Genomic DNA, 9,348 nt, shown 5'->3' with positions numbered 1-9,348 from the left:
GGCCTGAACTCGGCACTGTAACTTCACCGCACCCCCCGCGTCAGGAAGACCTCGCGGGGGCTAGCATCCGCCGCATGAACGACGACGTGCGCAACATCGTGCTCGGGGTGGTGGCCACCGCCGTCAGCGGCGGCTTCGGCTGGTTCACCCGGACCTATCTGTGGCGCCGCGACCTGCGCCGCAAGCAGGCCTTCTTCGGGCTGCCGACCGGATCGGACTGCCTGTTCGTGGTCAACCGCCAGATGGGCGGCAAGGACTCGTCGCTGCACCGCAACGACGCCTTCGCCCTGCTGGAGATATCCGCCCTGATCCGCGACTGCGGGGCGACCGTGCAGATCGTGCCGCACGACGCGGCCCGGCAGGGGTTCGGGGAGCGCACCGAGTTCTGTGTGGGCGGGCCCGCCTCCAATTCCCGTACGACCGCCCACCTGGCCTCGCTGCTGCCGGGTGTGCGGGTCGACGTCAGCGCCGACCCGGGCCCGGAACGGGGGTCGATCAGCGTGGGCGGGGAGACGTACCTCTGGGAGAAGGGCATGGTCGAGCACGTCGTACTGGCGCGTCTGGTGACGGAGCGGGGCACGCGCCCGGTGTTCCTGCTGTCGGGGCAGACCGCCAACAGCAACCAGGCGGCCGCCCGCTACCTGGCCAAGCACCACCGGGAGCTGGCGCGCAGGCACGGACGGGACTCGTTCTGCCTGTTGCTCAAGGTGATCAACTCCGACGCCTACGGGCCGGACGTGACGGAGCTGGTCGCGGACGTCACCCGGCCGGCCCGGACACCCGCAGCGGCAGCCGCGTGATCCCGTTGATGAAGTTCGACACCAGCCGGCGCGGCGGGCCCGCGAGTTCCGGGGCGGGCATGGCCGTGCGCCACTCCTCGTAGAGCACGCGCAGCTGGAGGCGGGCGAAGTGGGCGCCGAGGCAGACGTGCGGGCCGTCCCCGAAGGAGACGTGCGCGTTGGGCGTCCGGGCGAGGTCCAGTCGTCCGGGGTCGGTGAAGACGCGCTCGTCGTGGTTGGCGGAGGCGTGGAAGACCACCACCTTGTCCCCGGCGCGGATCCGCCGTCCGGCGAGTTCGGTGTCGGTGGCGGCCGTGCGGCGGAAGCTGAGCACCGGCGGGTGGACGCGCAGCAGTTCGTCGACGGCGGTGTGCAGCGGGGCCCGCCCGTCGGCGAGCCGCCGGTAGGCGCCGGGGTCGCCGGCCAGGGCCAGCAGGCCGCCGGGGGCGGCGCTGCGCACGGTGTCGTTGCCCGCGACGGTGAGCAGGAAGAAGAACATCTCCAGCTCCGCGGGGTCGAGTCCGGCCTCGGCGAGGGCGGTCATCACGTCGTCGCCGGGGTGGGTGCGTTTGTGGGCGGCCAGTTCGCGGGCGTACGCGAACATCTCGCCCAGCAGCGCCGGGGAGCGCGGGTTGAGGGGCTTGCCGTCGGCGCCGAGCAAGGGCGCGGGCGCGTCCTCGGGATCCTGGTAGCCGATGATCCGTACGGTCCATTGCAGCAGCAGGTCCCGGTCGGCGGCCGGAACGCCCAGCAGGTCGGTCAGGTTGAGCAGGGCGTACTCGTCGGTGACCGTGCGGACCAGGTCGGCGGCGCCGTCCTCGGCCTGCGCGCGGGCGGCGGCGAGCAGGGTGCGGGCCCGCTCCCGGACCCGGCCGGTGAAGGCGTCGACGCGGGCGGGGGTGAAGGCGCGGGAGACCAGCCGACGCAGCTTCCCGTGGCCGCCGGCGGTCTTGGCCGGGTCCTGGTTGAGCATGGTGCGCCGCAGGAACGGCAGGTCGGCCGGGTCGGGGTCGCGGATCTGGGTGGCGCCGAGCCAGGAGGAGTACGTGGTGTGGTCGCGCAGGACGCGGACGACGTCGGCGTGCCGGGTGACGGCCCAGAAGCCGGGGCCGGCGGGCCAGCCCCGGACCTCCGGCTCCTCCTGCCAGGCGACGGGGTGCCGGTCGCGCAGCAGCCGGTAGCTCTCGTGCGGGATCCCGGCGGCGTAGATCCGGGGGTCGAAGACGTCGGGCACGGGGGCTGCGGGTACCTGGGCGGAGGGCACGGCGGCGGGGTCCATGGGGTCACCGTGGCCGCTGCGGCCGCCCTGTCGCAAGGGGACGGTCAGTCGTCGAGGTCGCAGCGGGCGGGTCCGACCGCGGTGTCGGGGCCGCGCAGGACCACCGTGTACTTCGGGTTGGTGGAGGCCGCCGTGCAGACGAGCTGACGGCGGGCCGTCTCGGACAGGCCGGCGACCGCGAACGGCAGCCGGACCTCCAGGACGTCCCCGGACACGCTGGCAGAGAGGCCGAAGGGGGGCTTGCGGTCGGCGGGTGCGGGTACCCGGGTCTCCAGGCCCCCGGCCTTCTCCTCGTCGAGGGGGCCGATGAGCAGCCGCATGAGGACGGACACCGGCGACCGGGCGGGCTGGTCCTGCTCGGGTACGGGGGCCAGACGTCCGTCGGGCGTCACGAAGTACACGGTCCCCAGGGTGCCCGGGCCGGGGATGATCACCTTCGCGGCGGCTCCGCTCTCGATGACCCCCGTCGGCTTGATCCCGCAGCCGGCGAGCAGCGGTCCGCCCAGCAGCAGGGCGGCGCCGGCGGCCACGGCGGTGGGCATCCGGGTCATGCGTCGGCCTCCAGCGGCATGTCGAGCGTGAACACAGCTCCCCTGGCGGGTCCGTTCGCGGCCCGCAGGGTGCCCCCGTGCAGGCGGACGTTCTCCAGGGTGATGGCGAGGCCGAGGCCGCTGCCCGCGGAGCGGGTACGGGCGGCGTCGGCCTTGAAGAAGCGGTCGAAGATGTGCGGCAGCACCTCGGGCGCGATGCCGGGCCCGCTGTCGGCGACTTCGATCAGCAGCCGGGGGCCGCCGGGCCGTGCCTCGGTGCGCACGGTGACGTGGACGGGGGCGCCGCCGTGCCGCAGTGCGTTGCCGACGAGGTTGGCGAGGACCACGTCGAAGCGGCGCGGGTCGAGGCGGGCGCGGACCTGCGACGGCAGTTCGGTGACCACCCGCTCGTCGTCCCAGTGGCGCAGTTCCAGGGTCTTGCGGACGGCCTCGGCCACGTCCACGTCGTCGAGGTTGAGTTCGGCGGCGCGGGCGTCGAAGCGGGAGATCTCCATGAGGTCCTCGACGAGGACGGCGAGCTTGCCGGTCTCGGAGCTGACCAGCCGCAGGGCGGCGGCCGTGTCGGGGTCTAGGCGTTCGGCGTCCTCGTCCAGGACCTCGGTGACGGCGAGCATCCCCGAGAGCGGGGTGCGCAGTTCGTGGGAGACGTCGGAGGCGAAGCGGCGGGCCCGGGCCTCGGCGTCCCGCAGTTCGCTCACGGAGCGTTCGAGGGCGCGGGCGGTCTCGTTGAAGGTGCGGGCGAGTCCGGCGAGCTCGTCGGCGCCGCGGACCTCGATGCGGGTGTCGAGGTGGCCGCGGCCCAGGCGCTGGGCGGCGCGGCGCATGTCGCGTACGGGGCGCAGCACGCTGCGCGCGGCGAGCAGGGCGGGGATGACGGCGATGGCGAGGCCGGGGACGGCGCCGCGTTTGGCGGCTTCGACCATGGCTTCGACGGTCTTGCCCTCGGTGGTGAGGGGCATCGTCGCGAAGAGGACGAGGCCGGTGGGTTCCCGTACCTCGCTGTGGAGCCAGACGGCCGGCATGCCGACGGCGAGGTACGGGTTGCCGGAGTCGTCGGTGACGCGCTGGAAGGCGCCGTGCGGATGGGCCGTGACCTGGCGGCGCAGCTGTTCGGTGACCACGGTGGAGGTGGGCGTGGTGGTGCTGGAGGCGCGCAGGGTGCCGTACTCGGCGAAGATGTTCCACGGGTGCGGTTTGCCGCGCTTGGCGATGTCGTTGACGATCCGCTGGATCTGGGCCTGGTCCAGGGGCAGTTGGAGGGGCTGGTTCTCCACCTGGTCGCGCAGGGTGCTGACGGCGGTGTCCTGGCTCTGCTTGAGGACGGCGGTGCGCGCCTGCTGGTAGGTCAGTGCCGCGGTGGTCACCGCGGTGACGGCGGCGACCAGCAGGAAGGCCGCGATCAGCCGGGTGCGCAGCCCGAGGGGCGCGATGCGCCTCACAGCGGGCCGAATCGGTAGCCGAAGCCGCGGACGGTCTGGATGTAGCGGGGGCTGCCGTCGACGTCCTCGACCTTGGTGCGCAGGCGGCGTACGCAGGCGTCCACGAGCCGGGCGTCGGCGTGGTAGCTGTGGTCCCAGACGCATTCGAGGAGCTGCTGGCGGGAGAAGACCTGCTCGGGCGAGGCGGACAGGTGCAGCAGGAGTTTGATCTCGCTGGGGGCGAGGGGGACGCGTTCGCCGTTCTTGGCGACGGTCAGCCCGGCGCGGTCGATGGCGAGCTCGCCGTGGAACTCGATGTCGGGGCGGCTGCCGGCCGGGGCGCCGAGGCGGCGCAGGACGGCCTTGATGCGGGCCTCGATGACCTCGGTGCGGGCGGGTTTGACGATGTAGTCGTCGGCGCCGGCTTCGAGGCCGACGACTATGTCGAAGTCGTCGCCGCGGGCGGTCAGCATGATGATCGGGAGCTGGCTGGTCTCGCGTATGCGGCGGCAGACCTGCACGCCGTTCATGCCGGGCAGCATGAGGTCGAGCAGGACCAGCTCCGGGCCGAAGCTCGCCATCAGGGCGAGGCCCGCCTCACCGGTCTCGGCGGCGGCCACCTCGTGGCCGCGGCGGCGCAGGCCGAGGCCGACTCCTTCCCGGATGGAAGGGTCGTCCTCGATCAGCAGTACGCGTGGCATCCGGTCATTATCCAGGGTGTTTCGCCGACTTCGGGTCGTCCTGCCGGCCGGTCTTGCGCCGCAGGGAGTCCAGCAGATCGGTGATCTCGCTGAGGCCCAGCGGCCTGGCGAGGAGTACGACGACGAGGGCGAGCGCCGCGGTTCCCGCGCCGATGGCGGCGAAGTCGCCGAGGCCGTCGGCGGCCCGGGCGGCCGCGTACCCGGCGGCGGCGCCGGGCAGGCAGGCGGTCAGCAGCCGCAGGTGGGTGCGGGTGGCGGTGGTGCGCCGTTCGGTACGGGTTCCCGTGCGCGGGCCGAGCCGGCGGGAGAGGGTGTACGCGGTCACCGCGAGGCCCGCGAACAGTGCGACGGAGTAGGCGCCCGCCATGCCGGTGACCGCCCAGCGCGGCGGCAGCAGGACGTAGGCGGCGGCCGACAGCCCGGCGTTGAGTCCGGCGATGACCAGGTTCAGGAAGAAGGGGGTACGGGTGTCGGAGAGGGCGTAGAAGGCGCGCGAGAGGACGTACTGTCCGGAGAAGGCGATGAGGCCGGGTGCGAAGGCGAGGAGCATGCCCGCCATGACCTCGATGTCGGCGGCGCCGGTGCGCCCGTACCCGAAGACGCTGCCCATGATCCAGGGGGCGAGCGCGGCGAACAGCGCGGCGGCGGGCACGACGAGGGCGGCGCTGGAGCGCAGTGCGTAGGAGACGTCGCGGCGGACGCCGGAGAGGTCGCCCTCGGCCGCCGCCGAGCTCATCCGGGGCATCAGGGCGGTGACGAGCGAGACGGTGATGATGCCCTGCGGGACGATCCACAGCTGGTAGGCGTTGCTGTAGGCGGTGTACCCGGCGCCGCCCGCGAGGCCGGCCTCCACGGCGCGGTGTCCGGTGGCGGTGGAGAGCCGGGTGACGACCCAGTAGCCGATCTGGTTGGTGAAGACGAGCATGACCAGCCAGCCCGCGTTGCGCAGCGGGCGGGCGAGGCCCTGGCCGCGCCAGTCGAAGCGGGGGCGCCAGCGGAAGCGGGCGGCGCGCAGCGAGGGGAGCAGGGCGAGGGCCTGGATGACGATGCCGGCGGTGGTGCCCAGGCCCAGCAGGCGGGTGTCGGCGGCGGTCAGGCCGTCCGCCGCGCCGTGGGAGAGGTGGAGGAAGAGCCCGAACACGCCGATGATCACGAAGTTGTTGAGGACCGGGGTCCACATCATCGCGCCGAACCGGCCGCGGGCGTTCAGCACCTGGCCGAGCAGGGTGAACAGCCCGTAGAAGAGGATCTGCGGGAGGCAGTAGCGGGCCAGGGCGACGGTGGTGCTCGCCTGGCTGCCGGTGTAGGGCGTGTACGCGGAGACGATCAGCGGTGCGGCGAGCACGGCGACGGCGGTCAGTACGACGAGCGCCGCGGTGCAGGCGGTCAGCAGCCGGTCGGTGTAGGCGGCCCCGCCGTCCTCGTGTTCCTTGGCGGCCCGGACCAGCTCGGGGACGAAGACGGCGTTGAGGGCGCCGCCGATGAGCAGCATGTACAGGATGTTCGGGACGGTGTTGGCGACGGCGTAGCCGTCGCCGAGCAGCCCGGTGCCGAGTGCGGCGACGACGACGGCGGAGCGGACGAAGCCGGTGGCGCGGGAGACGATCGAGCCGGCCGCCATGAGCGCGCCGCTGCGCAGCACCGAGGTCTTCGCGGGTGCCGGCCGGGCCGCGGCGTCGGCGGACGGGCTGCCGGCGGACGGGCCGTCGGCGGCCGGGCCGGGTGCGGGCCGGGTGTCGGTGGTGGTCACCGGCGGGCCATGTAGGCCTGGAAGGCCTTGTACAGGGCCGTGTTGGTGTATCCGTCCATGGGGGTCTCCCACTCGCCGAGGGTTTCGACGACCTGCCCGCCGGTGCCGAGCTTCCAGCGCAGCAGCCCGAAAGATCGTTCGTCGGGGTCGAGAGTGGAGGGTACCCCGCGCATGTCGTACTCGTCGGCCCCGAGGACGTGGGCGTCCCGCATCATGCGCCACTGCAGGGCGTTGCTGGGGCGGACCTCGCGGCGGTGGTCGGCGGAGGCGCCGGTCTGGTACCAGACGCGCCGCCCGGCCACGATCATGGTGTGCGCGGCGAGGATCTCGCCTTGGTGGATGCCCAGGTAGAGGCGCATCCGGCCGGGTGATTCGGCGTTGAGGGCCGCGTACTGCTGCTGGTAGTAGGAGAGCGAGCGGCCCAGGCGGAAGCCGTCGCGCTCCTCGGTGATGCGCAGCAGCCGGTAGAACTCGGGCAGGTCGGCGGCGGTGCCGAGGATCGTCTCCACGCCGGCCTTCTCGGCCTTGCGCACGTTGCGCCGCCACTCCTGGTTGAGGCCGGACCACAGCTCGTCGACGGAACGGCCGGCGAGCGGTACGCGGAAGACGTGGCGCGGCTGGGCGTCGCCGTCGTCCTCGCCGCCGCACCGGGTCCAGCCGCGGGTGCGCAGCCGGTCGGCGAGGGCCGCGCCGACGGGGTCGACCTCGGTGGCGAGCACGTCGGACACCTGCCGGCCGGGTCCGGTGGCGGATTTGACGGCGGCGGCGTCCCAGCGGCGGTAGGCGGGCGTGGGCCCGATCCGGACGGCGAACGCGCCGGCCGCGCGCAGGTGGCGCTTGAGGGGTTCCAGCCACCGGTCGATGCGCGGGTCGGACCAGTCGGCGACGGGCCCCTCGGGGAGGTAGGCGAAGTATTTCCGGGTGCCGGGGAATTGGCGGTAGAGGACCAGTCCGGCGCCGGCCGTCTGCCCCTCCGGGTCGTGCCATCCGACCCTTTCCGAGCGCCACTGGTCCTTTACGGCGGCCCAGGACGGGTACTGGAGAAAGCTGGCATTCCGGTTTCGTGAAAGGAAGGCCTGGTATTCCGGAGCGGACAGGGAACGCACGCTCAGCTCCCCGTCCGGGGACTGGTGTCGATGGGCGGGGTTCACGAGCAGTGCGCACACGGCGGATCGGCCTTCCTGTACGTCCGGGGAAGCAGGACGCACAGGACTCTCACAGGCGTCCGTGACCGCGGCGCGCGGCGATTGTGACCGGACGATGACCGTTTCGCTGCGGTGCACGTCACAAGGGAAAGACGAATCTTTTCCGCGGATTGCGCAACCTACAGTCGTGCCGTTCGCATCTCCTTTTGCGATCGATCATTACTTGGAGGGGTTTCGTTGAGCCGCACACGCCGTATCGCACGCAGTCGCCACGCCATGCTGGCCGGGACCGCACTCATGGCCGCAGCGCTGACCGCCTGCTCGGGCGGGAGCGGCGGCGGGACCGACTCCGGCAAGGGGGAGATGAAGAAGAAGGCGGACATGGCCATCTCCGTGAACCTCACGGGCGATCAGGCCAAGCCCGGCGAGCCGGTGAAGGTGACCGTCGGGGAGGGCAAGCTGGCCCTGGTGAAGGTGTCCGACGGCAAGGGCAACGAACTGCCCGGCAAGATAGCCGACGACGGCAAGACGTGGACCTCCGAGCGCAACGCCTCGCCGGGCACCGAGTACAAGGTCGAGGCGCAGAACACCGACAGCCAGAGCGCGAACGCCCAGTTCAAGACGGTCGCAGCGGACAAGGTCAACAAGGTCACGATCAACCCGGGCAAGGCGAACGGCGTGGTGGGCATCGCCCAGCCGGTCTCGATCGTCTTCGACAACCCGGTGAAGAACAAGGCCGAGGTCGAGAAGCACCTGAAGGTCACGACCTCGAACAACACCGAGGGCTCCTGGGGCTGGTTCAAGGACTACACCGGCAACGACCGGGTGGACTGGCGGCCGAAGGAGTACTGGAAGTCCGGCACCGAGGTCAAGGTCGAGATGAACCTCAACGGGGTGGACTCGGGCCAGGGCGGCGGGATGTTCGTCAAGGACTACGACACCGCGTTCAAGATCGGCAAGGACCGCCGGCTCCAGGTCGACCTGAACACCCACAAGATGACGGTGACCGAGGACGGCCAGGCGGTGAAGACCATCCCGGTCTCGGCGGGCACGCCCGGCGGCAAGAAGGCCTCCTGGCTGGGGAAGATGGTGCTGATGACCAAGGAGGGCACCATCCGGATGGACTCCCAGACGGTGGGCCTGGGCGACTCCTACGACAAGATGGTCGACTACTCGATGCGCCTGACCTGGTCGGGCATGTACATCCACGCCGCGCCGTGGAACACCGCCAACTTCGGCCGCGCCAACACCAGTTCCGGCTGCGTCGGGATGAGCGACTCCGACGCGAAGGCCCTCTTCGCCGAGGCCCAGGTCGGCGACCTGGTCGAGGTCTCCGGCGAAGGCTCCAAGGGCAAGGCCGACATCGGCAACGGCTACGGCGAGTGGAACCTGTCCTGGGACGAGTGGAAGGCCAAGAGCGCCCTCGGCGGCACGCCGCAGAACGGCTGATCCACGAGCACGACCCCACCGGCGCAGCTGACCTTCTCCTCGCCGTGCACCGATCCCTCGTACTTCTCGGTACCTCTGCGCGAGCAGTGATCTGCGGCTGCTGCCGGACGGGGCGGCTCTTCGGAGCTACCGTGAACCGCCCGGCAGCACCGTTCCGGGTTCCGGCGCGGGCAGGTCGGCTGCGGGCCCTTGACCGGCGGGCCGCCTTCCGGGCCCGCCCGCGCTGCCCCCGGGGGGGGGGCGGGCCGAGGGGGGGGGGTGGCCCCCGCGCCCCGC

Annotated in this window: 8 protein-coding genes; 2 read left to right on the top strand and 6 right to left on the bottom strand. The window is 72.2% G+C overall.

Going from position 1 to position 9,348, the window contains the following annotated elements; genetic code table 11:
* Positions 1 to 74: 74 nt before the first annotated feature.
* Positions 75 to 800 carry a hypothetical protein gene (locus ACFXA3_RS07455; protein WP_385183264.1) on the top strand — a complete coding sequence of 242 codons (726 nt, stop codon included), beginning with the start codon at positions 75 to 77 and terminating at the stop codon, positions 798 to 800.
* On the opposite strand, the gene ACFXA3_RS07450 is transcribed toward ACFXA3_RS07455, so the two are convergent.
* From ACFXA3_RS07450 to ACFXA3_RS07425, 6 genes are read right to left on the bottom strand one after another with little or no spacing between them, the layout of a single operon-like run.
* Positions 760 to 2,058 (bottom strand): cytochrome P450, encoded by a 1,299-nt coding sequence (locus ACFXA3_RS07450; RefSeq protein ID WP_385183261.1) that lies wholly within the window; start codon positions 2,056 to 2,058, stop codon positions 760 to 762. The two genes, ACFXA3_RS07455 and ACFXA3_RS07450, sit on opposite strands and share 41 nt — an antisense overlap.
* 44 nt (positions 2,059 to 2,102) lie before the next feature.
* On the bottom strand, positions 2,103 to 2,609 hold the full coding sequence (locus ACFXA3_RS07445; protein ID WP_385183258.1) for a hypothetical protein: 507 nt from the start codon (positions 2,607 to 2,609) through the stop codon (positions 2,103 to 2,105).
* On the bottom strand, positions 2,606 to 4,048 hold the full coding sequence (locus ACFXA3_RS07440; RefSeq protein WP_385183255.1) for an ATP-binding protein: 1,443 nt from the start codon (positions 4,046 to 4,048) through the stop codon (positions 2,606 to 2,608). Before ACFXA3_RS07440 ends, ACFXA3_RS07445 begins: the two co-directional genes overlap by 4 nt.
* Positions 4,045 to 4,728, bottom strand: coding sequence for a response regulator (locus ACFXA3_RS07435; RefSeq protein WP_385183252.1), 684 nt, complete (start codon positions 4,726 to 4,728; stop codon positions 4,045 to 4,047). Before ACFXA3_RS07435 ends, ACFXA3_RS07440 begins: the two co-directional genes overlap by 4 nt.
* A 7-nt stretch (positions 4,729 to 4,735) precedes the next feature.
* Positions 4,736 to 6,478: a murein biosynthesis integral membrane protein MurJ gene (gene murJ / locus ACFXA3_RS07430; RefSeq protein ID WP_385183249.1), complete on the bottom strand. Its 1,743-nt coding sequence runs from the start codon at positions 6,476 to 6,478 to the stop codon at positions 4,736 to 4,738.
* The gene (locus ACFXA3_RS07425) at positions 6,475 to 7,584 is read right to left on the bottom strand and encodes a lipid II:glycine glycyltransferase FemX (RefSeq protein ID WP_385183247.1); all 1,110 of its coding nucleotides are present in this window, start codon (positions 7,582 to 7,584) and stop codon (positions 6,475 to 6,477) included. Before ACFXA3_RS07425 ends, murJ begins: the two co-directional genes overlap by 4 nt.
* A gap of 276 nt (positions 7,585 to 7,860) precedes the next feature.
* On the opposite strand from ACFXA3_RS07425, the gene ACFXA3_RS07420 reads away from it, so the two are divergent.
* A complete protein-coding gene (locus ACFXA3_RS07420) occupies positions 7,861 to 9,072 on the top strand; it encodes an Ig-like domain-containing protein (RefSeq protein WP_385183244.1) in 1,212 nt (403 codons plus the stop codon).
* Positions 9,073 to 9,348 lie beyond the last annotated feature (276 nt).

The sequence above is a fragment of the Streptomyces sp. NPDC059456 genome (assembly GCF_042750055.1).
In the GTDB taxonomy this organism is placed as follows: Bacteria; Actinomycetota; Actinomycetes; order Streptomycetales; family Streptomycetaceae; genus Streptomyces.
The sequence above is the reverse complement of the archived record's forward strand: the minus strand, read 5'-3'. Positions and strand labels throughout refer to the sequence as shown.

What these genes read in the sequence shown, in the direction of transcription:
- ACFXA3_RS07435 (WP_385183252.1), bottom strand. Translation starts at nt 4,728, where the DNA reads ATGCCACGCGTACTGCTGATCGAGGACGACCCTTCCATCCGGGAAGGA.
- ACFXA3_RS07445 (WP_385183258.1), bottom strand. Translation starts at nt 2,609, where the DNA reads ATGACCCGGATGCCCACCGCCGTGGCCGCCGGCGCCGCCCTGCTGCTG.
- ACFXA3_RS07455 (WP_385183264.1), top strand. Translation starts at nt 75, where the DNA reads ATGAACGACGACGTGCGCAACATCGTGCTCGGGGTGGTGGCCACCGCC.
- ACFXA3_RS07450 (WP_385183261.1), bottom strand. Translation starts at nt 2,058, where the DNA reads ATGGACCCCGCCGCCGTGCCCTCCGCCCAGGTACCCGCAGCCCCCGTG.